Genomic DNA, 25,547 nt, shown 5'->3' with positions numbered 1-25,547 from the left:
CGGATGCCCGGATCGGCACCGGATTCAAGGTCTCTCGCAGAACTATGGGATGCGATGTCTGTCAGGATAGATGGGGAAAAGCCGGGCGGGGTTCCGAGCGGATCAGGCCGGGTACGGCGCATACTGCGCGGTCCACGCCCTGAGGCGGTCCCCACGCTGATCGGCAGGGCCTGCGCGGTCGTGGGCCTGCTGGACATCGCCGCGGGCGTCTTCCCACGCTTCCGGCACAGCCGGATGCACGCCTGGGCCGAGGTGCTGCCGGGCTCGTTCGGGCCCTTCGCCGCGGCCCTCTCGCTCAGCGCCGGCGTCCTCCTGCTGCTGCTCGCGCACGGCCTGCGCCGGCGCAAGCGCCGTGCCTGGCGCGCCGCCGTGGCGCTGCTCCCGGCGGGCGCGGCGGCCGAGTTCGTCTACCGGCACTCCGTGGTCGGCGTCGTCATCGCCCTCGCGCTGCTCACCCCGCTGGTGCTGCACCGCAAGGAGTTCTCGGCGCTGCCCGACCCGCGCAGCAGGTGGCGGGCGCTGACCAACTTCGTGCTGATGAGCGCCGGTTCGCTGGCGCTGGGCATGCTCATCGTCAGCGTCCACACGGACCGCATGGTCGGCGACCCGAGCGTCGCGGACCGGCTCACCCACGTCGTCTACGGCCTCGTCGGCTTCGAGGGCCCCGTCGACTACCAGGGCAACACCTCCTGGACCGTCGCCTTCTCCCTGGGCGCCCTCGGCTGGATCACCGCGGTCACCACGATCTACCTGGCCTTCCGGCCCGAACACCCGGCGGCCCGGCTGACCGAGGAGGACGAGGTCCAGCTGCGCGCGCTGCTGGCCAAGCACGGCCGCCGCGACTCCCTCGGCCACTTCGCGCTCCGCCGCGACAAGGCCGTCGTGTTCTCCCCCAGCGGCAAGGCCGCGGTGACCTACCGCGTGGTCTCCGGCGTGATGCTCGCCAGCGGCGATCCCATCGGTGACGTCGAGGCCTGGCCGGGCGCCATCGAGCGCTTCATGGACGAGGCCAAGGCCCACTCCTGGACGCCCGCCGTCATGGGCTGCTCCGAGACCGGCGGCGAGGTCTGGACCCGCGAGACCGGTCTGGACGCCCTGGAGCTGGGCGACGAGGCGGTGGTCGACGTCGCGGATTTCTCACTCGCCGGACGCGCGATGCGCAACGTCCGCCAAATGGTCAAGCGCATCGAACGGGCCGGCTACGAAACCCGGGTACGGCGTATCCGTGACCTCGGCGACGCCGAACTGGAGCGCGTCCGGGAGGCCGCCGAGGACTGGCGCGGCACCGACACCGAGCGCGGCTTCTCCATGGCGCTCGGCCGCATCGGCGACGCCGCCGACGGCGACTGCCTCATAGCCACCGCGCACAAGCAGGACGACGAGCCGGGCGAGTTCGGCGACCTGAAGGCGGTCCTGCACTTCGTGCCGTGGGGCGAGGACGGCGTCTCCCTCGACCTGATGCGCCGCGACCGCTCCGCCGACCCCGGCATGAACGAACTGCTGATCGTCGCGGCGCTCCAGGCCGCCCCGAAGTTCGGCATCAGCCGGGTCTCGCTCAACTTCGCGATGTTCCGCTCCGCCCTCGCCCGCGGCGAGAAGATCGGCGCGGGCCCGGTGCTGCGCGCCTGGCGCGGGCTGCTGGTGTTCCTGTCGCGGTGGTTCCAGATCGAGTCGCTGTACAAGTTCAACGCCAAGTTCCAGCCCCGCTGGGAGCCGCGGTTCGTCGTCTACCGCTCCTCCTCGGACCTGGCCCGCATCGGCTTCGCCGCCATGCAGGCCGAGGGCTTCGTCAACCTGGCCCTGCCCGTGCCGCGCTTCCTGCGCCGCCGCAAGGCCGCCCAGCGCCCGTGCGCGCACGCAGTGGCCGAACGGGACGTACGCGCCGCCTGACCCGCGCGCGCCCCGCACCCCCGCGGCCCGAGCGACCGCCCGCCTCCCGGCCGGAGGCGGCGACCGCTCGGGCCGCTCCCGTACCGGCGGCCGGCCGCCCGGGTCAACGGGATCGGCCCCGGGCACGGGGCCTACGCTGAACGTATGAGCAACCAGAGCGGGCGCGGCCGAGTGGCGGGCCTACCGGCATGGGACCGCTGCGCGGTCATGGGGGTCGTCAACGTGACACCCGACTCCTTCTCCGACGGCGGCCGCTGGTTCGACACGACGACCGCCGTCAAGCACGGCCTCGACCTGGTCGCCCAGGGGGCCGACCTGGTCGACGTCGGCGGCGAGTCGACCCGCCCCGGCGCCCCGCGCGTCGACGAGGACGAGGAGCTGCGGCGCGTCCTGCCGGTCGTCCGGGGGCTCGCCGCCGAGGGCGTCACCCTCTCCGTGGACACCATGCGGGCCCGCGTCGCCGAGCAGGCGCTCGCGGCCGGCGCCGCCCTCGTCAACGACGTCAGCGGCGGCCTCGCCGACCCCGCGATGATCCCCGCGGTCGCGGACGCGGGCGCGCCCTTCGTCGTGATGCACTGGCGCGGCTTCCTCCAGGGCGGCAACGTCCGGGGCGTCTACGCCGACGTCGTCACCGAGGTCGCCGACGAGCTGCACGCGCGCGTGGAGGCCGTCCTGGAGGGCGGCATCGCCCCCGACCGCGTCGTCGTCGACCCCGGCCTCGGCTTCTCCAAGGACGCCGAGCACGACCTGATGCTCCTGGCCCGCCTCGACCGGATCCTCGGCCTGGGCCACCCCGTCCTGGTCGCCGCCTCCCGCAAGCGGTTCCTCGGCCGTGTCCTGGCCGGACCGGAGGGCGCTCCGCCGCCCGCCCGCGAGCGCGACGCGGCCACGGCCGCCGTCTCCGCGCTCGCGGCGCACGCCGGAGCGTGGGCGGTCCGCGTTCACGAGGTACGCGCCACAGCGGACGCCGTACGGGTCGCACGCGCCGTGGAACAGGCGCGCGCGACGGAACAGGCGCGCGCGACCGGCACCGCCCCGGCGGACGGCCCGGCCGGCTCCCCCGAAGGAGCCCGGTGAGCGCTCCCCACACGGACGTGGAACAGGTGGAAGCGGCCAACACCGCCTTCTACGAGGCACTGGAGCAGGGCGACTTCGAGGAGCTGACCTCCCTCTGGCTCACCCCGTCCGACCTGGGCGTCGACGAGGAGTACCACGACCCGGCGGACACCGGTGTGATCTCCTGCGTGCACCCCGGCTGGCCGGTGCTCACCGGCCGCGGCGAGGTCCTGCGCAGCTACGCGCTGATCATGGCGAACACCGACTACATCCAGTTCTTCCTGACCGATGTGCATGTCTCGGTCACCGGCGACACCGCCCTGGTGACCTGCACCGAGAACATCCTCAGCGGCGGTCCGGCGCCCGCCGCCGGCGACGAGCTGGGCCCGCTGGTCGGACAGCTCGTCGTCGCCACCAACGTGTTCCGGCGCACCCCGCTCGGCTGGAAGCTCTGGTCGCACCACGCCTCCCCGGTTCTGGCCGAGAACGACAGCGACGAGGAGGACGGCCCGCCCGCGTGAACGGGTGGGCGACGGACACCGACGCGGAAGTGGCCGGAATCACGGGCCCGGCGGCGGGGGCGGCCACCGGCCGGTGAGCAACCGGGTTCTCCAGCGGAAACACCGGGTGAAAGCTCCCGGGTGCGGCTCGCCCCGGCGCCCCCGTGTCCCGGCGGTGTCGGCGCCCGCAGGTAGATTCGTCCGAGGCCGGTGTACCGCCCGCACGCGGTACGACCCGGCCGTCACCGACGACTGCAGGAGTGATTCGCGTGGATCGTGTCGCGCTGCGCGGCCTGAAGGCCCGCGGGCACCACGGTGTGTTCCCCAAGGAGCGCGAGGACGGCCAGACCTTCCTCGTCGACATCGTCCTGGGGGTGGACACCCGGCAGGCCGCGGCCGACGACGACCTGGCGAAGACCGTGCACTACGGCATCGTGGCCGAAGAGGTCGTGGCCGTGGTGGAGGGCGAGCCGGTGAACCTCATCGAGACCCTCGCCGAGCGCATCGCCCAGACCTGCCTCAAGCACGAGGGCGTCCTGGAGGTCGAGGTCTGCGTCCACAAGCCGGACGCCCCGATCACGGTCCCCTTCGACGACGTGACCGTCACCATCACCCGGAGCCGAGTATGACCCGACCTTTCCTCCAGGGTCACAGCGACCCGACCGTCCAGCCGGTGCCCGCCTCCGTCGTCGAGCAGGTCGACGCGGCCGACACCACGCTCAGCAACCCGAAACGCGCCGTACTCTCCCTCGGCTCCAACCTCGGCAACCGCCTGGAGACCCTCCAGGGCGCCGTCGACGCGCTGGAGGACACCCCGGGCGTCCGCATCAAGGCCGTCTCCCCGGTCTACGAGACGGAGCCGTGGGGCGTCGAGCCCGGCACACAGCCGTCGTACTTCAACGCGGTGGTGGTCCTGAAGACGACGCTGCCGCCGTCCTCCCTGCTGGAGCGGGCGCACGCCATCGAGGAGGCCTTCCACCGGGTCCGCGACGAGCGCTGGGGCCCGCGCACCATCGACGTCGACATCGTCTCCTACGCCGACGTCGTCTCCGACGACCCGCTCCTCACCCTCCCCCACCCCCGCGCCCACGAACGCGCGTTCGTCCTCGCGCCGTGGCACGACGTGGACCCCGACGCTCAGCTCCCCGGCCGGGGCGACGTGGCGGGCCTGCTGGGCGCCGTCACCCGCACGGGTGTCGCACCGCGCGCGGACCTGGAACTTCGACTGCCCGAGTAGTCGTTAAGGTCGAGGAAGATCCCGGCGCCCGGTCCGGGGGCGGCACCGCCGCTCCCCCGGCCGGCCCGGGACGAGCCGCCGACGCCCGACCGCGGTCCGGGGGAGCTGAAGGGACACCGTGAAAGAGCTGCGCATCAGGGTGCTGGCGGGCGTGTTCGTCGTCGCCGGAGTGCTGTCCTGGGCAGGCGCCCGCCTGTGGAACGCGGTGGGAACCCTGCCCAGCGTCCCCCTGGCCGCCCCCATCGTCCTCGCCCTGATCGCCGTGGTCCTGGTGTCCACGGCCCTCTCGCTGCGCGCCCGCCTCAAGGCCCAGCGCGAGCGCCGCCCCGGCGCCAAGGGCGTCGACCCGCTGATGGCCGCCCGAGCGGTCGTCTTCGGCCAGGCCAGCGCCCTAGTCGCCGCCCTCGTCGCCGGCATGTACGGCGGCGCCGGCGTCTTCCTCCTGGAACTGCTCGACATCCCCACCCGCCGCGACCAGGCCATCTACGCCGGCGCCTCCGTCCTCGCCGGCCTCGCCGTGATAGCGGCGGCCCTCTTCCTCGAACGCGTCTGCAAACTCCCCGAGGACGACGACCAGAACCCCCAGGGCGCGGAACCGGCGGCCTGATCTACCGGCTCCCACACGCCCGGCCGACCGCGCCGGGCGCGTCGTCGGCGCTCAGCGCGCCATGATGAGGCTCATCGCCTCGTTCCGCGTCGCCGCGTCCCGCAGCTGGCCCCGGACCGCCGAGGTGATGGTCTTCGCGCCGGGCTTGCGGATGCCCCGCATCGACATGCACATGTGCTCGCACTCCACGACGACGATGACGCCCCGCGGCTCCAGTATCTCCATCAGCGAGTCGGCGATCTGGGTGGTGAGTCGTTCCTGCACCTGCGGGCGGCGGGCGTAGACGTCCACGAGACGGGCCAGCTTGGACAGACCGGTGATCTTCCCGCTGGTGGACGGGATGTACCCGACATGCGCGACCCCCCGGAACGGCACCAGATGATGCTCACAGGTCGAGAACACCTCGATGTCCTTGACCAGCACCATCTCGTCGTGGCCCAGGTCGAACGTCGTCGTCAGCACGTCCTCGGGCTGCTGCCACAGACCCGCGAATATCTCCCTGTACGCCCGCGCCACCCGCCCCGGTGTGTCGCGCAGGCCCTCGCGGTCCGGGTCCTCGCCGACCGCGATGAGGAGTTCGCGTACGGCGTTCTCGGCGCGCTTCTCGTCGAACTCGCCGATGGCGCCCTCGCCGTCCAGCGTCACGGGGTCGGTCATGTGAAGCCTCGTTCCTGTCTGTCTCAGCCGCGGGCATGCGAAATGCCGCGCCCCCCAGGCTAGAACCTGGGGGGCGCGGCATACATTCCGGGGCCGGTGGGCCCGGTCAGTTGTCCGGGCGGTCCTCCGGGGCCTGCTCCGTCGCCGGGGCGGGCTCCGTGGCGGTGGACTTCACGGTGCTGATCGCCGCCGTCGCGCCGTTCGCCCCGTTGGTGAGAGCCAGCTCCTTGGGGGAGAGCACCGGCGGACGGGTGGACGGGGTGCGGCGGGAGGAGCCGGTCCAGGCGGGCCGCGGGGGACGCTTGACGATGGGGGCGAAGACCTCGGCGATCTCCTCCTTGCCCAGCGTCTCCTTCTCCAGCAGGGCCAGGACCAGGTTGTCGAGGACGTCGCGGTTCTCGACCAGGATCTCCCAGGCCTCGTTGTGCGCGTTCTCGATGAGCTGCTTGACCTCCTCGTCCACCAGTGCGGCGACCTCTTCCGAGTAGTCGCGCTGGTGAGCCATCTCACGGCCGAGGAACGGCTCGGTGTTGTCGCCACCGAACTTGATCGCGCCGAGGCGCTCGGTCATGCCGTACTGCGTGACCATCGCGCGGGCCGTGGAGGTGGCCTTCTCGATGTCGTTCGCCGCGCCGGTGGTCGGGTCGTGGAAGACCAGTTCCTCGGCCGCGCGGCCACCGAGCATGTAGGCCAGCTGGTCCAGCATCTCGTTGCGCGTGGTGGAGTACTTGTCCTCGTCCGGGAGCACCATCGTGTAGCCGAGGGCCCGGCCGCGGGACAGGATCGTGATCTTGTGGACCGGGTCGGAGTTCGGCGAGGCCGCCGCGACCAGGGCGTGTCCGCCCTCGTGGTACGCGGTGATCTTCTTCTCCTTGTCCGACATGATCCGGGTCCGCTTCTGCGGGCCCGCGACCACACGGTCGATCGCCTCGTCCAGCATCTTGTTGTCGATCAGCTTCTGGTCGCTGCGGGCCGTGAGCAGCGCGGCCTCGTTCAGGACGTTGGAGAGATCGGCACCGGTGAAGCCGGGGGTGCGGCGGGCGACCGCGGCCAGGTCGACGTCCTTCGCGACCGGCTTGCCCTTCTGGTGGACCTTGAGGATCTCCAGACGGCCCTGCATGTCCGGGCGGTCGACGGCGATCTGCCGGTCGAAGCGGCCGGGGCGCAGGAGGGCCGGGTCGAGGATGTCGGGCCGGTTGGTGGCGGCGATGAGGATCACGCCGCCCTTCACGTCGAAGCCGTCCATCTCGACGAGCAGCTGGTTCAGGGTCTGCTCGCGCTCGTCGTGACCGCCGCCGAGGCCGGCGCCGCGGTGGCGGCCGACCGCGTCGATCTCGTCGACGAAGACGATCGCCGGGGCGTTCGCCTTGGCCTGCTCGAACAGGTCACGGACCCGGGAGGCACCGACACCGACGAACATCTCGACGAAGTCGGAACCGGAGATCGAGTAGAACGGGACGCCCGCCTCGCCCGCGACGGCGCGCGCGAGCAGGGTCTTGCCGGTTCCGGGCGGCCCGTAGAGCAGGACGCCCTTGGGGATCTTCGCCCCGACGGCCTGGAACTTGGCCGGCTCCTGGAGGAACTCCTTGATCTCGTGGAGCTCCTCGACGGCCTCGTCGGCGCCCGCGACGTCGGAGAACGTCGTCTTCGGGGTGTCCTTGGTGATGAGCTTGGCCTTGGACTTCCCGAAGTTCATGACCCGGGAGCCGCCGCCCTGCATCTGGTTCATCAGGAACAGGAAGACGACCACGATGAGGACGAAGGGCAGCAGGGAGAGCAGGACACCGAGGAAGGGGTTCTGCTTGGACGGCGAGACCGTGTAGCCGTCCGGGATCTGCTTGTGCTGGTACTTGTCCTGCAGCGTGTTGGCGAGGGCTGCGCCCTGGTCGCCGATGTAGCTCGCCTGGATCTTGGAGCTGCCGGAGACCTTCTGGCCGTCCTTGAGCTCGACCTTGATGGTCTGCTCGTCGCCGGTGGTCAGCTTGGCCTGCTGGACCCGGTTGTCATTGATCGCTGCTACGACCTGGCCTGTGTCAACCGTCTTGTAGCCGCCGGACGAGCCGACGACCTGCATCAACACGACCACGGCAAGGACGGCCAGCACGATCCACATGACCGGCCCACGGAAGTATCGCTTCACGTCCATCCATACGGAGCGATGACGCCCCGTCCCTCCTGCCATAGTGAGTTTGATAAGACAGTTCTTCTGACGGTACCCCAGCATCGTGGCGAGAAGCCGCACGGGAGAGCTGGCGTTCCCGTCTGCATGCTCCAACGGCTCCGGGGCCGCCGGGGTTCCCGATCACCGTACGGGCTGCGCCCTTATGGGTCAGCCGCCGTAGACGTGGGGGGCGAGCGTACCGACGAACGGCAGGTTGCGGTACTTCTCGGCGTAGTCGAGGCCGTAGCCGACGACGAACTCGTTGGGGATGTCGAAGCCGACCCACTCCACGTCGATGGCGACCTTCGCGGCGTCCGGCTTGCGCAGCAGCGTGCAGACCTTGAGGGAGGCCGGCTCGCGCGAGCCCAGGTTGGACAGCAGCCACGACAGGGTCAGGCCGGAGTCGATGATGTCCTCGACGATCAGGACGTGGCGGCCCTTGATGTCGGTGTCGAGGTCCTTGAGGATCCGCACCACGCCGGAGGACTGGGTGCCCGCGCCGTAGGAGGACACGGCCATCCAGTCCATGGTGAGCGGGGTGGACAGCGCCCTTGCCAGGTCGGCCATGACCATGACCGCGCCCTTGAGGACGCCGACGATCAGCAGGTCCTTGCCCGCGTACTCCGCGTCGATCTTCGCGGCCAGCTCGGTCAGCTTGGCGTCGATCTCTTCCTTGGTGATGAGCACCTGCTGGAGGTCGGCACCCATGTCTTTCGCGTCCACCCGCATCACTTTCGGTCGGTCGTCCCGCATTGACGGCTCGCGGCTGCTGTGGGTCTCCCGGCGGGGAGACCTGCCGGGAGCCTCCCCGGAGGGGAGACCGGCGCCTCCCCCGGGGGGAAGGTTTCAGCCTTGCCGAATCACCAGTCTGCCACCCTGCCGCCGGGCGACGACTTTGCCCGGGAGGTTGATGGCTCCCTGGCCCCGCCAGCCGGTGATCAGCCGGTCCACTTCCTCGATGTGGCGGGCGAACAGGGATCCGGCCGGCGCCCCGGCGTCGATGGCGGCGCGGCGCAGCACCCGGCGGCGCACGGCGGGCGGCAGGTCGTGCAGCTTGGCGCACTCCAGGCAGCCCGCTTCGTCGCGGGCGACGGCCTCGGCCTGGCCGGCCCAGGCGTCGAGCGCGTCGGCGTCGTCGCGGGAGAGCTGGGCGGTGCGGGCCAGGGCCTCGACGACGCCCTTGCCGAGGGCCTTCTCCAGGGCGGGCAGTCCCTCGTGGCGCAGCCGGGAGCGGGTGTAGGCGGGGTCGGTGTTGTGCGGGTCGTCCCAGACGGGCAGCGACTGGACCATGCAGGCCCTGCGGGCGGTCTGCCGGTCGATGTGCAGGAACGGGCGCCGGTAGCGGCCGCCGGCCCCCGAGACCGCGGCCATGCCGGACAGGGAGCGGATGCCGGAGCCGCGGGCGAGGCCGAGCAGGACCGTCTCGGCCTGGTCGTCGCGGGTGTGGCCGAGCAGGACGGCGTGGGCGCCGTGGCGGTCGGCCGCGGCGTCCAGGGCGGCGTAGCGCGCGTCGCGGGCGGCGGCCTCGGGGCCGCCGTCGCGGCCGACGGTGACGGCGACGGCGTCGACCGGGTCGAGGCCGAGTTCGCGCAGCCGCTGGGCGACCTCGGCGGCGCGCAGGTCGGAGCCGGGCTGGAGGCCGTGGTCGACGGTGACGCCGCCGGCGCGGATGCCGAGCTTGGGCGCCTCGAAGGCGAGGGCGGAGGCGAGCGCCATGGAGTCGGCGCCGCCGGAGCAGGCGACGAGCACGAGCGGCGCGGGCGTACGGGCGGCGTTCGCGCCGTGCGGGGCGCGCGGCGCGCGGGGTGTCCGGCTGGGGGTGGGCACGCCGGGCGCGGGGCGCTCGGGCAGCTGTGCGGGGCGCGGGGCGGGCGCGGTGTGCTGCGGCTGTCCGCCGTACGCCGCCTGCGCCGCGTGCGCGGTCTGGAGTTCGGGGCGGGGCGGCCCGGCGGGGGGCGGGGCCGGGGACTGCTCGTCGAGGATGTCGTTCAGGACGCGGCGGACCGCCAGGCGTATCGCCGCGACCGCAGGATGGGGACCCATGTCCGGTTCCCTTCACGGAGTTTTCGGGGGTGAGCCCGAGCAGGTCACTCAGAGTGTGTCGATGGTGACAGAAACGGGCCGTTCCCCGAGCATCGCACGCCTACCCATCGCTCACGGTCCCTCGGACGGGTGATTGGAGGGGCGTTCGTCTGCCGTCGGCCGGATCCGGTTCACCCCGTCCGCGGCCGGTTCACGACTCGGCCTTGCGGTGCACCCGCGCCACCCAGTCCGCCGGTTCGGCGATCTCCGCCTTGGTGGGAAGAGTGTTGGGGGAGGTCCAGACGCGGTTGAAGCCGTCCATGCCGACCTGGTCGACGACCGCGCGGACGAACCGCTCGCCGTCCCGGTACTGGCGCAGTTTGGCATCCAGGCCGAGCAGCTTGCGCAGCGCCGAGTCGAGCCGGGAGGCGCCCTTCGCGCGGCGCTGCTGGAACTTCTCGCGGATCTCGGCGACGCTCGGCACGACCTCGGGGCCCACCCCGTCCATCACATAGTCGGCGTGGCCCTCCAGGAGGGACATCACGGCGGTGAGCCGGGCGAGGATCTCGCGCTGCGAGGGGGTCTGGACCAGTTCGACCAGGGAGCGCCCGCCGTCGTCCTCCTCGCCCTCGGGGCGGCCGCCGACGAGCGACTGCGCGGCGTCCCGGATCCGTTCGAGGAACGCGGTGGGGTCGACGTCGGTCTCGGACAGGAACGACTGGATTTCACCCTCCAGGTGGTCGCGCAGCCAGGGCACCGCGGTGAACTGCGTGCGGTGCGTCTCCTCGTGCAGGCAGACCCAGAGGCGGAAGTCGTGCGGCTCCACGTCGAGTTCGCGTTCGACGTGGACGATGTTCGGGGCGACCAGGAGGAGCCGTCCGCCGCCGTCGGCACCCCCGGGCAGGTCGCGGACGGCCGGGGCGAAGGTCTCGTACTGGCCGAGCACGCGGGAGGCGAGGAACGACAGCAGCATGCCCAGTTCGACGCCGGTGACCTTGCCGCCGACGGCGCCGAGGACGGCGGCGCCGGGGTTGCTGCCGCGCCGCTCCTGCATCTTGTCCAGCAGCGGCCTGAGCAGTTCGCGGAAGCCGGCTACGTTGGCCCGGATCCAGCCGGGGCGGTCGACGACCAGGACCGGGGTGTCGTGGGTCTCCTCGGTGCCCAGCCGGGTGAAGGCCCGCACGTGCTCCTCGGAGACCTTGGCGTGCCGGCGCAGCTCCGCGACCACCGCGCGGGCGTCGTCGCGGCTCACCTCGGGGCCCGGCCGGACCAGCCTGGTCGCGGTCGCCACCGCGAGATTCCAGTCGACCATCCCGGGACTTGCGGCACCACCGATGCTCGTCATGTGTCAACGGTACGTGAGCGCCGCCACTCAGGGCAGGGCGGCGGACGGCACCGGGTGCCGGAGCACGCCCCCGGGCCACCGCGTCCAGAGGCCGTCCAGGGTCCGCGCGGGATCCCGGCGGGCGTCCCGGACGTACGGGGTTCAGCCGCAGGCCGCCGGGGGCGCCGCGTCATAGCCGCCCAGGGCCGGGCCGGCGCCGTCACCGGGAGGCAGGGCGACAGACGCCTCTCCGGTACCGGCGCCCGGCCCCGGGCCGTGGCGTCCGGAGTCCGCCCCGGGGGCCGCCCGGAGGCCGCCCCGGAACCGCGCGAGGCCCCGGCGGGCGTCCCGGACGGCGGGGCTCAGCCGCAGCCGCAGGCCGCCAGGGTCGTCGCTGCATGGTCCAGGGCCGCCTGGGCGGCCTGCGGGTCGGTGGTGCCCTCGGCGAGGAAGGCGAAGGCCAGCAGCCGGCCGTCGCGGTCGACGGCCGTGCCCGCCAGCGTGTTCACACCGGTCAGGGTGCCGGTCTTGGCCCGGACGATCCCGGCGGCGCCGTCGCCGGTGTAGCGGTCGGCGAGGGTGCCCGTGAACCCGGCGACCGGCAGTCCGGTGAGGACCGGCCGCAGCCCGGGACGGGCGGGGTCGGCGGCGGTGCGCAGCAGGGCGGTGAGCAGGTTCGCGGTGAGCCGGTCGGCGCGGTCCAGGCCGCTGCCGTCGTGGAAGGCGGTGCCGGCCAGGGGCAGGCCGAGCGCCTTCAGCCGGGCGGCGACGGCACGGGCGCCGCCCGCGAAGTCGGCCCGTTGGCCGGAGGCCCTGGCCGTCTGCCGGGCGAGCGCCTCGGCGATGTCGTTGTCGCTGTTGGTGAGCATGCGTTCGACCACGTCGGACAGCGGGGGCGAGGACACGGTCGCGAGGGTCTGCGCGCGTCCGGTCGCCTTGGAGGGTCCGGGGGCGGTGGTCCGGACGCCGTGTTCGTTCAGGAAGCGGCCGAAGGCGCGGGCGGCCTCGGCGGCCGGGTCGGCGACGCGGTCGGCGGGGCCGCTGGCGGAGTCGTCGGTACGGCCCTCGTCGGCCATGAGCGCGCTGACCCGGGCCAGGTTCTCGTTCACGCCGATGGGGTGCAGGTCGGCGCCGGCGTACAGGGTGGTGTCGTACGACAGGGTCACCTGGTGCACCCCGCGCCCGGCCAGGGCGGTGGCCGTGGCGTCGGCGAGGGCGCGCAGGCTGGCGGCGCCCTTGGCGTCCTTGCGGGCGGTGAGGGTGGGGTCGCCGCCGCCGACGAGGACGAGTTCCCCGGTGTCGGGCTCCAGGGCGGCGCGGGTGGTGAGGCGGTGGTCGGGGCCGAGGGCGGACAGGGCGGCGACGGCGGTGGCGATCTTGGTGGTGGAGGCGGGGGTGAGGCCGTTTCCGGCGCCCTGCCCGTAGAGCTGCCGGCCGGTGGTGATGTCGACGACGGCGGCGGAGCGGCCGGTGCCGAGCGCCGGGTTCTCCAGGAGCGGATCGAGGACGGGGGCGAGGGCCGGTCCCTCGGCCGCCGGCCGGACGGCGCCGCCGGTGCCGCCGAGGCCCGCGAGGACGGCGGCTGCGCTGGGCGCGGCCCGCGGGGTGGCCGCCGCCGCGCCGCCGGGGCGCGCACCCCGGGACATATCGGAACCGCGGCCGTGATCTGCGCCACCCGCGTGCTTCAGGGCCGCGGCCCGATCCCGCTCGGCCGTACGCTGACCGGTGGAGTCCCAGGGACCGGCGGCAGTCACCACACCCGCGGCCAGCGCCAGCCCGGCGGTGGTCGCACCGGCGGTGTACCGCCACGTCCTGGGCCGCCCCTGCCGTGGCCCGGTGGCCTGCGCGAACCGTGCGATCCACGGCCGCGTGGTCCGCGCGGCCGTGGCCAGGACCGGCCCCGTGGACCGTGCGACCCGCGCGAGGCGCGGCCGCAGGGACCGCGTCAGGCGTGCCAGCCGCTCTTCCGCGGCCTGCCAGCCCCTCAGCTCCGGCACGACCACCAGCCCCTTTCGCGATCACACACCTGCGTGAGGGACACTTAATCACCAGAACTATGTGCTGATCATGGAGGAGCCACCGGTGGAGTTCGACGTCACGATCGAGATTCCGAAGGGTTCGCGGAACAAGTACGAGGTGGACCACGAGACCGGTCGTATCCGCCTGGACCGTCGACTCTTCACTTCGACCAGCTACCCGGCGGACTACGGCTTCGTCGAGGACACCCTCGGCGAGGACGGCGACCCGCTGGACGCGCTGGTCATCCTGGACGAGCCGACCTTCCCCGGCTGTCTGATCAAGTGCCGCGCGATCGGCATGTTCCGGATGACGGACGAGGCCGGCGGCGACGACAAGCTGCTGTGCGTGCCGGCGTCCGACCCGCGCGTGGAGCACCTGCGGGACATCCACCACGTGTCGGAGTTCGACCGCCTGGAGATCCAGCACTTCTTCGAGGTCTACAAGGACCTGGAGCCGGGCAAGTCGGTCGAGGGCGCCAACTGGGTGGGCCGCGCCGACGCCGAGGCGGAGATCGAGCGCTCCCGCAAGCGTTTCGAGGAGCACGGCGGTCACTGACCGCACCACGCCCAGGGGCCGCGTCCACCTCGCCAGAGGTGACGCGGCCTTCGGCATACGTGCGCGGGTACCCGCGCATACTGAGGCTTACGGAAGGTGTCGTTCAGGGAGCGTTGCCCAGTGACGGACGCGGAGGACCGCAAACCGCAGTCGGACGAGGCGAGGAGTGACTTCGTGTCCCCCGCCGCGCGTCCCGCGCAGGCGTCGGTGACGCAGACGACGCAGCTGATTCCGGTGGTCCGGGCGGCCCCGGTGACCGCTGTGACGCCGGTCGACAACGAGTCGTCGACGACGTCCGAGTTCGCGCTCCCGCAGGGGCTGGCCGCGCCCCGGACTGGCGGCGAGTCCGAGACGACCTCGGAGTTCGCCCTGCCGGACGGCCTGGCGGCGCCCGAGGCACCGGCCGCCGAGTCCGAGGGCTCCGCGTTCAGCACCCCGCGCACCTACAACGCGCGCGAGGCGCCGTACACCTTCACACCGCCCCGGGGCACCCCGGCGGTCAGTCTGACCAAGGACGCCCCCTGGCAGGACCGGATGCGCACGATGCTGCGCATGTCGGTGACCGAGCGGCCCGCGCTGGAGCAGGTGCACAAGGCGGAGGAGGGCGGCCCGGCCGTCCCGCGCGTCCTCGACCTGTCCCTGCGTATCGGCGAACTGCTGCTCGCCGGCGGTGAGGGCGCCGAGGACGTGGAGACGGCGATGTTCGCGGTCTGCCGCTCCTACGGCCTGGACCGCTGCGAGCCGAACGTCACCTTCACCCTGTTGTCCATCTCCTACCAGCCGTCCCTGGTGGACGACCCGGTGTCGGCCTCCCGCGTGGTGCGCCGCCGCGGCACGGACTACACCCGGCTCGCGGCCGTCTTCCAGCTCGTCGACGACCTCAGCGACCCCGAGACCCATGTCTCGCTGGAGGAGGCCTACCGGCGCCTCGCGGAGATCCGCCGCAACCGGCACCCCTACCCCGGCTGGGCGCTGACCGGGGCCGCCGGGCTGCTGGCGGGCGCGGCCTCGGTGCTCGTCGGCGGTGGTCCGCTGGTCTTCGTGGCGGCCGCGCTCGGCGCGATGCTCGGCGACCGGCTGGCCTGGCTGTGCGCCGGGCGCGGGCTGCCGGAGTTCTACCAGTTCACGGTCGCCGCGATGCCGCCGGCCGCGATCGGCGTCGCGCTCACGGTGGCGGACGTGGACGTGAAGGCGTCCGCGGTCATCACCGGTGGCCTGTTCGCGCTGCTGCCGGGGCGGGCGCTGGTGGCGGGTGTGCAGGACGGGCTGACCGGCTTCTACATCACCGCCTCCGCCCGGCTGCTGGAGGTCATGTACTTCTTCGTCGGCATCGTCACCGGTGTGCTGCTGGTCCTGTACTTCGGGGTGAAGCTGGGCGCCCAGCTCAACCCGGACGCGGCGCTGGTGGGCAGCCAGCGGCCGGTGCTCCAGATCGTCGCGTCGATGCTGCTGTCGCTCACCTTCGCCGTGCTGCTCCAGCAGGAACGGTCCACCGTCCTGTGGGTGACGCTGAACGGCGGGGTGGCCTGGGTGGTGTACGGCGCGATGCACAACGTGGGCGGTATCTCGCCGGTGGCCTCCACGGCGGCGGCCGCGGGCCTGGTGGGACTGTTCGGGCAGCTGCTGTCCCGCTACCGCTTCGCCTCCGCGCTGCCGTACACCACGGCCGCGATCGGGCCGCTGCTGCCCGGTTCCGCCACGTACTTCGGACTGCTGTCGATCGCCCAGAGCCATGTCGACAAGGGGCTCGTCTCCCTGGCCAAGGCAGTCTCGCTCGCCATGGCCATCGCCATCGGGGTGAACCTCGGCTCCGAGATCTCCCGGCTCTTCCTGCGGCTGCCGGGGGCGGGCAGCGCCGCGGGCCGCCGGGCGGCCAAGCGGACCAGGGGCTTCTGAGCCGGGCCGCGCGTCGGCTCAGGGGGCGCGGTAGTAGCCCTGGTCCTGGTCGTACGGGTACTGCCGCTGGTCGTACTGCTGCGGGTCGTACTGCTGCTGCTCCTGCTGGTCGCCGTAGGGCTGGGGCTGCTGGGGGTGCTGCGGCTGCTGGGGCTGCTGGGGCTGCTGGGGCTGCTGGGGCTGCTGGGGGTGACCGTAGGGCTGCTGGTGCTGGTGGGGCGGCTGCTGGTGCTGCTGCGGGTACGCGCCGCCGGGGTGCTGCTGCCCCTGGCCGTAGCCGTACGGCTGCTGGGGCTGCTGCGGCGGCTGAGGCTGGTGCTGCTGCGCGTGCTGCCGGCGGGGTCGCTGCTGCTCGTACGGCGGTTCGATGCGGCGGAGCTGGGTGGTCGCGTCGTCCAGGACCGGCTGCTGGAACTGCTGCCCGTACGGATGGGGCTGCTGGGACTGCCGCGCGTACTGCTGCTGGTGGGCGGCGACGGGCTCGGGGGCCGCGGCGGCGGGCTGCGGCTCGTTCTTCGCCTTGGCACGGGCGCGCAGGAACTCGATGGCGATCGGGACGACCGAGACGAGGACGATCAGGATGAGGATCGCCTCGATGTTCTCCTTCACGAAGTCGATCTTGCCGAGCCAGGAGCCGAGCAGGGTGACGCCCGCGCCCCACAGCACGCCGCCGATGACGTTGAAGGTGACGAACGAGCGGTACCGCATGCCGCTGACGCCCGCGATGATCGGCGTGAACGTCCGCACGACCGGCACGAAGCGGGCCAGGACCAGGGACTTCGGGCCGTACTTCTCGAAGAACTCGTGCGCCTTGACGACGTTCTCCTGTTTGAACAGGCGGGAGTCGGGGCGGTTGAACAGGGACGGGCCGACCTTCTTGCCGAACATGTAGCCCGCCTGGTCGCCGAGGACGGCCGCGAGGCAGATCAGCGCGACGGCCGCCCACAGCGGGAAGTCCAGCTGGTGCGAGGTGATCAGCAGACCACAGGTGAACAGCAGCGAGTCACCCGGCAGGAAGAAGCCGATGAGCAGGCCCGACTCGGCGAAGACGACCAGCAGCAGCCCCCAGATGCCGTAGGTGTCCAGCAGGTAGTTCGGATCCAGCCAGCTCGGGCCGAGGGCAAGCGTCGTCACGGTTCCGGGCTCCTGAGGGGGTGAGGACGGTCGGCGGCGGGTCGGCCTCCGGGTACTGCCGCACAAAGTATCAACGGATGGTGTACGCCCCGGGTTCCGCAGGATCCCGCGAGCAGCCCCCGGCGGGCCCGGACCCGCCGCCCCGGGACACGTACGTAAGGGGCACCCGCCATGGGCGGACGCCCCTTACCGTCGGCCCTCGTCCGATCCCTCGCCCGGCCCTCGGGCCACCGCCCTCGTGACCGTCAGCCCTCGTGGCGGGCCGCGTTCGCGAGGATCGCCTCCTTGAGGTGCTCGGCGAGCCCCGGCCGCATCGCGTCGTAGTACGCCTTGAAGCGCTCGTCGGCGACGTACATCTCCCCCAGGCACCGGTGCATCTCGTACGGGCAGGTGAAGAACCACGTTCCGATGTGCCGCCGGTGCGCCTCCGCCAGGTCCATGGCCGCCGGGCCGGCCGCCGGCTCCCCGGCCGCCATCAGCGCGGTGTACCGCTCCTCCCAGGCGTCCGCCTCGGCCTTGATCCGCTTCCAGTCCTCCTTGGTGTAGCGGGCCGCGCGGCGCTGCGACTCGGCGTACGCCTCGGTGCCGCCCCAGCGCTGCTCGGCCTCCTCCGCGTACTGCTCGGGGTCCTTGTCCCCGAACACCTCGAAGCGTTCCTCGGGTGTGAGGTCGATTCCCATCCTGCGTGCCTCCATGGCCTGCTCCACGGCCGCGGCCATCCTCTGCAGCTTGTCGATCCGGGCGGTCAGCAGCTCGTACTGGCGGCGCAGATGCGCGCGCGGGTCCGCGTCCGGGTCGTCGAGCAGGGCCGCGACCTCGTCGAGCGGGAAGCCGAGCTCCCGGTAGAACAGGATCCGCTGCAGCCGGTCGAGGTCGGCGTCGTCGTAGCGCCGGTGCCCCGCGTGGCTGCGCCCGCCCGGGACGAGCAGGCCGATGTCGTCGTAGTGGTGCAGGGTGCGCACCGTCACTCCGGCGAAACCGGCGACCTGACCCACGGTGTAGCCCACTTCCGCTCCCTTCTCGGTACGCGCTCCACAGTGCGGCCTCACGCCACGTGAGGTGCAAGCCCGCGACGGCCGCCGGACGCGGTGCGCGCGTTCCTCCGGTTTCCTCCGGATACGCCCGCTTATCGTGTGCCCGTGGTCCAGGACACCGAGCGGCAGCCGGCCGCCGCCCCGGCCGTACCGTCGGCACCGGCCCGCGCGCTGCTGCCCCTGATCCTGCCCGCCCTCGTCGCCGGGATCGGGTGCAGTCTGCTCTTCCTGCTGGTGAGCGGGGTGGCGGAGCGATTGCAGGGCGCCCTGTGGGAGGACCTGCCGGACGCGCTCGGCATCGGCCGGTACTCGGCGGTGTGGATGCTGGTCGTGCTCACCGCGACCGGTGTCCTGGTCGGGCTGGTGGTGTGGAAGGTGCCGGGGCACGCGGGCCCCGATCCGGCCACGCTGGGCCTGTCGGCCGCCCCGGTGGCGCCGGGCGTCCTGCCGGGTCTGCTGCTGGCGACGATGCTGATGCTGGCCGGCGGGCCGAGCCTCGGCCCGGAGAACCCGATCATCGCGGCGAACGTGGCCCTGGCGTTCTGGCTGGGCCGCAGACTGCTGCCCCGGCTGCCGCAGGCGCTGTGGCCCGCGCTGGCCGAGGCGGCGACCATCGGCGCGCTGTTCGGGACCGCGGTGGCCGCCGCGCTGGTCATCTCCGAGGCACTGGCCGGGCGGCCGATGCGCGGGGCTCTGTGGGACACCCTGTTCGCGCCGCTGGCCGCGGGCGCCGCCGGTGCGATGACCACGACGCTGGTCGCCCACCCCACCTTCGACCTCGGGCTGCCGCCGCTCGGCCGCCCGCACGCGGGCGAGGTGCTCGCCGCGCTCGTGATCTCCTCGGCGGCGGCCCTGCTCGGCCTCGCCGCCGTGTACGCCTTCCCCTACGTCCACCGGGTCTTCGCCCGGCTCGGGCATCCGATGATCGCCCTGCCGGCCGGCGGGCTGGTGCTGGGCCTGCTGGGCGTGCTGGGCGGCCCTCTGACGCTGTTCAAGGGGCTCTCGGAGGTCGCGGAGCTCGCCCGCGCTCCCGGCGACCGGGCGGCGGGGCAGTTCGCGACGATGGCCGTGGTGAAGCTGGCGGCGCTGCTCGTCGCCGCGTCCTGCGGTTTCCGCGGCGGCCGGATCTTCCCGTCCGTCTTCATCGGCGCCGCGCTCGGGCTCACCGCGCACGCCCTGGTGCCCTCGGTGCCGCCCGCGCTCGGTGTCGCGGCGGGCGTGCTCGGCATGCTGCTGGCGGTGACCCGGCAGGGCTGGGTGAGCCTGTTCACGGCCGCCGTCCTCGTCTCCTCGCCGACGCTGCTGTCCCTGCTCTGCCTCGCCTCGCTGCCCGCGTGGCTGCTGGTGACCGGCCGCCCGCAGATGCAGTTGCGCGCGGACGGGACGGCGGCCCGCTGACCACCGTCCCGCACCGTCTCCGCGGCCGCCCGGCGGCTCAGCGGCTCAGGCCCCGGAAGCGGCGCAGCGCCAGCGGGAGGAACACCGCGAGCAGCCCGAGCGGCCACAGGACGGCCGGGAGCACGTGCCCGGACTCGCCGCCCGGTCCGCCGACGAGGTCCCGTACCGCCGTCGCCGTGTGGGACATCGGGTTCCACCGCACGAGCGCGCCCAGCCAGCCGGGCATCGAGTCCGGGGCGGCGAACGCGTTGGACAGGAAGCCCACCGGCCACACCAGGATCTGCACCGCCTGGACCAGTTCGGGGCGCCCCGCCAGCAGCGCCAGGTGGATGCCGGCCCACAGCATGGCGAAGCGGAACAGCAGCAGGAGCCCCAGGGCGCCCAGCAGACCGCCGGGTCCGCCGTGCGCGCGCCAGCCGAGCGCGTGCCCGACGCCCACGAGGACGAACAGGACCAGCGCCGACTGGAGCATGTCGGCGGTCGAACGGCCCACCAGCACCGCGCCGTCGGCCATCGGCATCGCGCGGAACCGGTCGATGACCCCCTTGTTCAGGTCCTGGGTGACGGCGAGCATCGTGCCTTCCAGGCCGAAGGCCATGGTGAGGGCGAGCATGCCGGGGACCAGGTAGTCGACGTAGTCGCCGCGCACGCCCCGCCCGCCGCCGACCAGGTAGCCGAACATCAGCAGCAGCATCACGGGGAAGACCAGGGCGACGGCCACCTGGACGGGCCGCCGCGCCCAGCGGGCCAGTTCGCGCCGGGTCATCGTCCAGGAGTCGGACAGCGCGCGGACGCTCGGGCGGATGTTCGCACTCAGGCCCGTGCTCGGGCTCGTGCTAGGGCTCGGGACCGTGCTCACGCGGGCTCCTCCACTCGATGGTCCCCTCCGGTGAGGCGCAGGAACACCTCGTCCAGCGTCGGGCGGCGCAGAGCCACGTCCTCCGCCTCCGCACCGGCCTCCTCAAGAGCCCGTACGACGGCGGACAGCGCGGCCATGCGGTCGGTGACCGGGGCGCTGAGCAGCCGCCGGTCGGGGTCGGCGGACACGCCCGTCAGCGGCAGCAGGGCGGCGACGGCCGCCAGCCGGCGCGCGTCGCGCAGCACCACGTCCACGCGGTCGCCGCCCGCGAGCGCCTTCAGCTCGCCTGCGGTGCCGTCGGCGATCACCCGGCCCGCGTCGACGACCGAGATGCGGTCGGCGAGCTGATCGGCCTCCTCCAGGTACTGGGTGGTCAGCAGGACGGTCGTACCGCCGCCGACCAGGGAGCGGACCGCCGACCACACCTCGGCGCGGCCCCGCGGGTCCAGGCCGGTGGTCGGCTCGTCCAGGAAGAGCACCTCCGGCTCGGTGATCAGGGAGGCCGCCAGGTCGAGGCGGCGCCGCATGCCGCCGCTGTAGGCGCTCACCGGCCTGCGTCCGGTGCCGGTCAGGCCGAAGCGCTCCAGGAGTTCACCGGCACGCGCGCGTGCCCCGCGGGCGCCCAGGTGGTGCAGGCGCCCGAACAGCTCCAGGTTCTCCCGGCCGCCCAGTTCCTCGTCGAGCGCCGCGTGCTGGCCGAGCAGCCCGATGCGCAGGCGTACGGCGTAGGCGTCGGTCACCACGTCGTACCCGGCCACCGTGATCCGGCCCGCGTCAGGCCGCAGCAGCGTGGCCAGGATCCGGACCAGGGTGGTCTTGCCCGCGCCGTTCGGCCCGAGCACCGCGTGGACGGTGCCCCGGTCCACCCTCAGACGGAGCCCGTCCAGCGCGTACGCCCCTCCTCTGCCGCCGTACTTCTTGCGTACCCCTTCGACGGTGATCGCCGCCTCGGCCATCGGCCGCTCCCCTCACTAGCCAAATTTGACTACTGACCCCTGCCTGAGGAAGGTAGCGCCGCCGAGGCGGTTGGTCAAACTTGATTAGTCGAACTCCCCGTCCGGCCCGCCGACGGCTTCACCCGGCCGTCCCGGCCGTCCGGTCCCGAAGGGGTTCTCCTGGCCGTCCGCCAGGACGCCGCGGAACGGCTCGCCCTCCCCCGCGAAGGTGTACGCCCCGCCGCGCACGCGCTCGATGAGGCCGCGCGTCCACTCGGCGCCCGAGTCGGCGGAGTGCACCCAGAAGTTCATGATCTCGCCGATGTGCCCGAGCTGGCCTGGGCCTTCCTCGGGGGTGTAGTACTCGGTGACCGACCTGCGCCACTCCTCGATGCTGCGCACCCGCTTCTCCAGCAGGCCGAGGACCTCCGCGCGCTCCAGGTCGACCATGAAGCCGAGCGCGGCGGTGAGCATGTCGGGGCGCTGGTCGTAGGCGGTGAGGTACTCGCGCAGCAGCGTGAGGTACTCCTCGGTGCCCAGCTCCGTGATCTCGTACTCGACGCGCGGCGGGCCGCCCGCCGTGGACGGCGCGATCTCGTGCGCGAGCAGCAGTCCCTGCTTCGCCATCTGCTTCAGGGCGTGGTAGATCGAGCCCGGCTTGGCGTTGGACCACTCATGGGCGCCCCAGTACTCCAGGTCGTTGCGCACCTGGTAGCCGTGGGCCCGCCCGTGCTGGCGGACGGCGCCCAGCACCAGGAGACGGATCGCTGACATGCGGTCCAGGTTATGGCCGCCGCCCCGCCCGGCCGCGCGAGGGCCGGGCGGACGGCGGCGGGACGGACGAAGAGCGGGGAGGACGGCGGGCGAGGAGGACGGCGGGCGGAGCGGGCCGGTCCCGTCAGGCGTCAGCCGGTCAGCCGGTCGCCCGTCAGAACGGGAAGCCGCTGCGGCCGTGCTGGACCGAGATCCACTTCACCGTGGTGAAGGCGTCCACGGTCGTCTCGCCGTTGAGCCGGCCGATGCCGGAGTGCTTCTCGCCGCCGAAGGGGACCAGCGGCTCGTCGTGGACGGTGCCGTCGTTCACATGGAACATGCCGGTGTCGATCCGCTTGGCGAAGGCCACACCGCGCTCGATGTCCGCCGTGTGCACGGCGCCGCTGAGGCCGTACGGGGTGTCGTTGACGATCCGGACCGCCTCCTCCTCGCCGTCGAAGGGGATGAGGAAGGCGACCGGCCCGAAGACCTCCTGCTGGAGCAGCGCGGAGTCGGCGGGCACCCCGGTCAGGACGGAGGGGGCGACCAGGTTGTCCCGGGTGGTGCCGTGGACCAGCGCCGTCGCGCCCTCGGCGATGGCCTGCTCCACGGTGCCGGACACCGCGTTCGCCTGCGCCGAGTTGATCACCGGGCCGATGACCGTTCCCGGGTCGCGCGGGTCGCCGACCTTCAGCGACTTCACCTTGGCGACGAACTTCCCGGTGAACTCCTCGGCGACCGAACGGTCCACGAGGACCCGGTTCGCCGCCATGCAGACCTGGCCCTGGTGGACGTAGCGGCTGAAGACGGCCGCGTCGACCGCGTAGTCGAGGTCGGCGTCGTCCAGGACCACGATCGCGCTGTTGCCGCCCAGTTCGAGCACGGAGCGCTTGAAGTTCGCGGCGCACACGGTGGCCACGTGCCGGCCGACCTTGTCGGAGCCGGTGAAGGAGATCACCTTCGGGACCGGGTGCTCGATGAACGCGTCACCGATCTCGGCGATGTCCGTGACGACGACGTTGAGCAGACCGCCGGGCAGACCCGCGTCCTCGAAGATCTTCGCGACCAGGGTGCCGCCGGCGATGGGCGTGTTCTGGTGCGGCTTGAGCACCACGGCGTTGCCGAGCGCGAGCGCCGGGGCGACCGACTTGACCGACAGCAGGAACGGGAAGTTGAAGGGGCTGATGACGCCGACGACGCCGACCGGGACGCGGTAGACGCGGTTCTCCTTGCCGTCGGACGGCGACGGCAGGATCCTGCCCTCGGGGGCCAGCGCCAGATGGACCGACTCGCGGAGGAACTCCTTGACGAGGTGCAGCTCGAAGGCGGCCTTGAGGTGCGTACCGCCCAGCTCGGCGATGATCACCTCGGTGATCTCCCGCTCGCGCTCCTCGACCAGGCGCAGCGCCTTCTCGAAGACCAGCCGGCGCGCGTAGGGGTTGGTCGCGGCCCACTGCTTCTGGGCACGGGCCGCCGCGCGGTAGGCCGCGTCGACCTCGTCGACGGTGGCTATCGTGATCGAGGCCAGCTTCTCGTCGTCGTACGGATTGAAGTCGATGATGTCCCAGGAGCCACTGCCCTGGCGCCACTCGCCGTCGATGTACTGCCGTGCCAGGTCGGTGAAGTAGGACGACATGTGACCCCTCGAATCCCAGGCTCTCGCTGTCTGATCGAACGTCATCGTACGCGCGGGCGGGGCGAGTTGGGGACGAACCGGGACGGCTCAGGAGAGCTGGAGCAGGCCCCGCAGCACATCGCGGCTCTCGTCCGGGCCGGGGCTGTCGTGCTGGAGCTCCTTGAGCGCCCGCTCGTACTGGGCGACGTCCTCGCGCTTGTCCAGGTAGAGGGCGCTGGTGAGCTGCTCCAGATAGACGACGTCCGACAGATCGGACTCGGGGAAGCTGAGGATGGTGAAGGCACCGGACTCACCGGCGTGCCCACCGAAGCTGAACGGCATGACCTGGAGCCGTACGTTGGGCCGCTCGGAGAACTCGATCAGGTGCTGCAACTGGCCGCGCATGACCGCGCGGTCGCCGTAGGGGCGGCGCAGGGCGGCCTCGTCCAGGACGATGTGCAGCTCCGGCGCGTTCTCGGAGACGAGGTACTTCTGCCGCTCCAGGCGCAGCGCGACCCGGCGCTCCACGTCCGCCTCGCTCGCGCCCTGCATGCCGCGCCTCACCACCGCGCGGGCGTACGCCTCGGTCTGGAGCAGGCCGTGCACGAACTGCACCTCGTAGACGCGGATCAGCGACGCCGCGCCCTCCAGGCCCACATAGGTGGGGAACCAGCTGGGCAGGACGTCGGAGTAACTGTGCCACCAGCCCGCGACGTTGGCCTCTTTGGCGAGCGAGAGGAGCGAGGTGCGCTCGGCGCCGTCCGTGATGCCGTAGAGCGTCAGCAGGTCTTCCACGTCACGGGTCTTGAAGCTCACCCGGCCCAGCTCCATCCGGCTGATCTTCGACTCCGAGGCGCGGATCGAGTAGCCCGCCGCCTCCCGCGTGATCCCCCGTGCCTCCCGCAGCCGCCTGAGTTGCGAGCCGAGCAGCATGCGCCGCACCACCGATCCGGGCTCTCCCGCGCTCACGTTCGCCAGCCTCCCCAACCGTCTTCAAGAGCCGCAGTCTGCCACTAAAACACTTCGAGCAGTACTCGCATGATTACGGAAACGGAAAGAGATCGCAGAAAGCGCACAGCGAGAGGCGAGAAGAAGGCAATCGGCGGTCGAGAAGATGGCGGAAAAAATGGCCAGTAAGCGGTACGGGAGGGCCCAATTCGGTCACGTGCACGTGCATCTGCCCTTGCATCTGCTGTACGCATCCGAAACCATGGTCTCGCGCCACCGCTGCATCGCAATGACCAATGCATCGCAACGATCGCGATTTCCCGGGAGTGCCTCGCATGGGGACGAATGGATCGACCATGCTCCAGCCGTTACGGCAGGGCCTTCCGCCACTGGACCCCTCCGCCGTGTGCGATGCCGCCTCCTGCGCGCTGCCCGCCCGCTTCGAAGCCGTGCGCGAGGCACGGCAGTTCACCCGCGCCACGCTCGACCAGTGGGACCTGGGCGAGCGTTTCGACGACGTCTGCCTGGTCGTCTCCGAACTGGTCACCAACGCCCTCCGGCACGCGCTGCCGGACGCGCCGGGACCGCGCGCGTGCGACCACGGCCCGTCGGTGCGGCTGCACCTGATGCACTGGACCGAACGGCTGGTGTGCGCCGTGCGCGACCCGAGCCGGGAGAGTCCGGTGGCCCGCGAGAGCGACGACTTCTCCGCCGAGTCGGGCCGAGGGCTGTTCCTCGTCGACTCCTTCAGCGACGGCTGGGGCTGGCACCCGCTGGCCGGCACGCTGGGCGGCAAGGTCGTCTGGGCGCTGTTCCGGCTGGGGCCCGCCGTACCGGTCGCGCCGGTCGCGCCCGCCGTACCGTCGGCCCTCTGAGCTGCGGATCCGCGGCCCGGTCCGAGGAACCGCGGCGTTGTGCGATGCCGCGGTTCTACGCGCGTCACGAGG

Annotated in this window: 23 protein-coding genes; 10 read left to right on the top strand and 13 right to left on the bottom strand. The window is 72.4% G+C overall.

Going from position 1 to position 25,547, the window contains the following annotated elements; translation table 11 throughout:
- Nucleotides 1-54: 54 nt before the first annotated feature.
- From A8713_RS17425 to A8713_RS17400, 6 genes are all read left to right on the top strand, one after another.
- Nucleotides 55-1,890 (top strand): phosphatidylglycerol lysyltransferase domain-containing protein, encoded by a 1,836-nt coding sequence (locus A8713_RS17425; protein ID WP_079159021.1) that lies wholly within the window; start codon nt 55-57, stop codon nt 1,888-1,890.
- 144 nt (nt 1,891-2,034) lie between these two features.
- Nucleotides 2,035-2,967: a dihydropteroate synthase gene (folP, locus tag A8713_RS17420; protein WP_079159020.1), complete on the top strand. Its 933-nt coding sequence runs from the start codon at nt 2,035-2,037 to the stop codon at nt 2,965-2,967.
- Nucleotides 2,964-3,467: a nuclear transport factor 2 family protein gene (locus A8713_RS17415; protein WP_064534409.1), complete on the top strand. Its 504-nt coding sequence runs from the start codon at nt 2,964-2,966 to the stop codon at nt 3,465-3,467. The genes folP and A8713_RS17415 overlap by 4 nt, the downstream gene beginning before the upstream one ends.
- Before the next feature lie 248 nt (nt 3,468-3,715).
- Complete coding sequence (gene folB / locus A8713_RS17410; RefSeq protein WP_064534408.1) at nt 3,716-4,075, top strand: dihydroneopterin aldolase; 360 nt, start codon at nt 3,716-3,718, stop codon at nt 4,073-4,075.
- Nucleotides 4,072-4,683, top strand: a complete 612-nt coding sequence (gene folK, locus A8713_RS17405) for a 2-amino-4-hydroxy-6-hydroxymethyldihydropteridine diphosphokinase (protein WP_018568882.1) — start codon at nt 4,072-4,074, stop codon at nt 4,681-4,683. Before folB ends, folK begins: the two co-directional genes overlap by 4 nt.
- A 118-nt stretch (nt 4,684-4,801) precedes the next feature.
- Entirely contained in the window at nt 4,802-5,290 is a 489-nt protein-coding gene (locus A8713_RS17400; RefSeq protein ID WP_064534407.1) for a DUF3180 domain-containing protein, read from the top strand.
- 51 nt (nt 5,291-5,341) lie between these two features.
- Here the strand turns inward: A8713_RS17400 and folE are convergent, their stop codons facing one another.
- The 6 genes from folE to dacB all read right to left on the bottom strand — a co-directional run bounded on the left by folE (nt 5,342) and on the right by dacB (nt 13,457).
- Nucleotides 5,342-5,947, bottom strand: coding sequence for a GTP cyclohydrolase I FolE (gene folE, locus A8713_RS17395; RefSeq protein ID WP_064534406.1), 606 nt, complete (start codon nt 5,945-5,947; stop codon nt 5,342-5,344).
- Between the two features lie 106 nt (nt 5,948-6,053).
- The gene (gene ftsH, locus A8713_RS17390; RefSeq protein ID WP_018568885.1) at nt 6,054-8,093 is read right to left on the bottom strand and encodes an ATP-dependent zinc metalloprotease FtsH; all 2,040 of its coding nucleotides are present in this window, start codon (nt 8,091-8,093) and stop codon (nt 6,054-6,056) included.
- A 183-nt stretch (nt 8,094-8,276) separates the two neighbouring features.
- Entirely contained in the window at nt 8,277-8,837 is a 561-nt protein-coding gene (gene hpt / locus A8713_RS17385; protein ID WP_037873829.1) for a hypoxanthine phosphoribosyltransferase, read from the bottom strand.
- 117 nt (nt 8,838-8,954) lie between these two features.
- A complete protein-coding gene (tilS, locus tag A8713_RS17380; RefSeq protein ID WP_064534405.1) occupies nt 8,955-10,151 on the bottom strand; it encodes a tRNA lysidine(34) synthetase TilS in 1,197 nt (398 codons plus the stop codon).
- 190 nt (nt 10,152-10,341) lie between these two features.
- The gene (locus tag A8713_RS17375) at nt 10,342-11,442 is read right to left on the bottom strand and encodes a zinc-dependent metalloprotease (RefSeq protein ID WP_064534404.1); all 1,101 of its coding nucleotides are present in this window, start codon (nt 11,440-11,442) and stop codon (nt 10,342-10,344) included.
- Between the two features lie 374 nt (nt 11,443-11,816).
- Nucleotides 11,817-13,457, bottom strand: coding sequence for a D-alanyl-D-alanine carboxypeptidase/D-alanyl-D-alanine endopeptidase (gene dacB / locus A8713_RS17370; RefSeq protein ID WP_064534403.1), 1,641 nt, complete (start codon nt 13,455-13,457; stop codon nt 11,817-11,819).
- Between the two features lie 79 nt (nt 13,458-13,536).
- Between dacB and A8713_RS17365 the strand changes: the two genes are divergently transcribed.
- Both A8713_RS17365 and A8713_RS17360 read left to right on the top strand, forming a co-directional pair.
- Nucleotides 13,537-14,028: an inorganic diphosphatase gene (locus A8713_RS17365; RefSeq protein WP_018568890.1), complete on the top strand. Its 492-nt coding sequence runs from the start codon at nt 13,537-13,539 to the stop codon at nt 14,026-14,028.
- A 120-nt stretch (nt 14,029-14,148) separates the two neighbouring features.
- Nucleotides 14,149-15,924: a threonine/serine ThrE exporter family protein gene (locus A8713_RS17360; RefSeq protein WP_173860863.1), complete on the top strand. Its 1,776-nt coding sequence runs from the start codon at nt 14,149-14,151 to the stop codon at nt 15,922-15,924.
- A gap of 18 nt (nt 15,925-15,942) precedes the next feature.
- Here the strand turns inward: A8713_RS17360 and A8713_RS17355 are convergent, their stop codons facing one another.
- A complete protein-coding gene (locus A8713_RS17355; RefSeq protein ID WP_064534402.1) occupies nt 15,943-17,058 on the bottom strand; it encodes a DedA family protein in 1,116 nt (371 codons plus the stop codon).
- A 245-nt stretch (nt 17,059-17,303) separates the two neighbouring features.
- Entirely contained in the window at nt 17,304-18,065 is a 762-nt protein-coding gene (locus A8713_RS17350; RefSeq protein WP_064534401.1) for a MerR family transcriptional regulator, read from the bottom strand.
- 132 nt (nt 18,066-18,197) lie between these two features.
- On the opposite strand from A8713_RS17350, the gene A8713_RS17345 reads away from it, so the two are divergent.
- Nucleotides 18,198-19,490, top strand: a complete 1,293-nt coding sequence (locus A8713_RS17345) for an ion channel protein (protein WP_064537560.1) — start codon at nt 18,198-18,200, stop codon at nt 19,488-19,490.
- A 37-nt stretch (nt 19,491-19,527) separates the two neighbouring features.
- On the opposite strand, the gene A8713_RS17340 is transcribed toward A8713_RS17345, so the two are convergent.
- The 5 genes from A8713_RS17340 to A8713_RS17320 all read right to left on the bottom strand — a co-directional run bounded on the left by A8713_RS17340 (nt 19,528) and on the right by A8713_RS17320 (nt 24,585).
- A complete protein-coding gene (locus tag A8713_RS17340) occupies nt 19,528-20,256 on the bottom strand; it encodes an ABC transporter permease (RefSeq protein ID WP_064534400.1) in 729 nt (242 codons plus the stop codon).
- A gap of 89 nt (nt 20,257-20,345) precedes the next feature.
- Nucleotides 20,346-21,305: an ATP-binding cassette domain-containing protein gene (locus A8713_RS17335; RefSeq protein WP_064534399.1), complete on the bottom strand. Its 960-nt coding sequence runs from the start codon at nt 21,303-21,305 to the stop codon at nt 20,346-20,348.
- 84 nt (nt 21,306-21,389) lie between these two features.
- The gene (locus A8713_RS17330; RefSeq protein ID WP_064534398.1) at nt 21,390-22,058 is read right to left on the bottom strand and encodes a PadR family transcriptional regulator; all 669 of its coding nucleotides are present in this window, start codon (nt 22,056-22,058) and stop codon (nt 21,390-21,392) included.
- Between the two features lie 154 nt (nt 22,059-22,212).
- Entirely contained in the window at nt 22,213-23,673 is a 1,461-nt protein-coding gene (locus A8713_RS17325) for an aldehyde dehydrogenase family protein (protein WP_064534397.1), read from the bottom strand.
- 87 nt (nt 23,674-23,760) lie between these two features.
- Nucleotides 23,761-24,585, bottom strand: a complete 825-nt coding sequence (locus tag A8713_RS17320; protein ID WP_064537559.1) for a helix-turn-helix domain-containing protein — start codon at nt 24,583-24,585, stop codon at nt 23,761-23,763.
- Nucleotides 24,586-24,935: 350 nt separating this feature from the next.
- Here A8713_RS17320 and A8713_RS17315 point away from each other — a divergent pair, with 350 nt between their 5' ends.
- Nucleotides 24,936-25,475 carry an ATP-binding protein gene (locus A8713_RS17315; RefSeq protein ID WP_173860862.1) on the top strand — a complete coding sequence of 180 codons (540 nt, stop codon included), beginning with the start codon at nt 24,936-24,938 and terminating at the stop codon, nt 25,473-25,475.
- The last annotated feature ends 72 nt before the right edge of the window (nt 25,476-25,547 follow it).

Source organism: Streptomyces sp. SAT1 (assembly GCF_001654495.1).
GTDB lineage: Bacteria > Actinomycetota > Actinomycetes > Streptomycetales > Streptomycetaceae > Streptomyces > Streptomyces andamanensis.
Note: the sequence above shows the minus strand (reverse complement) of the source record. Positions and strands in the feature narration are given on the sequence as shown.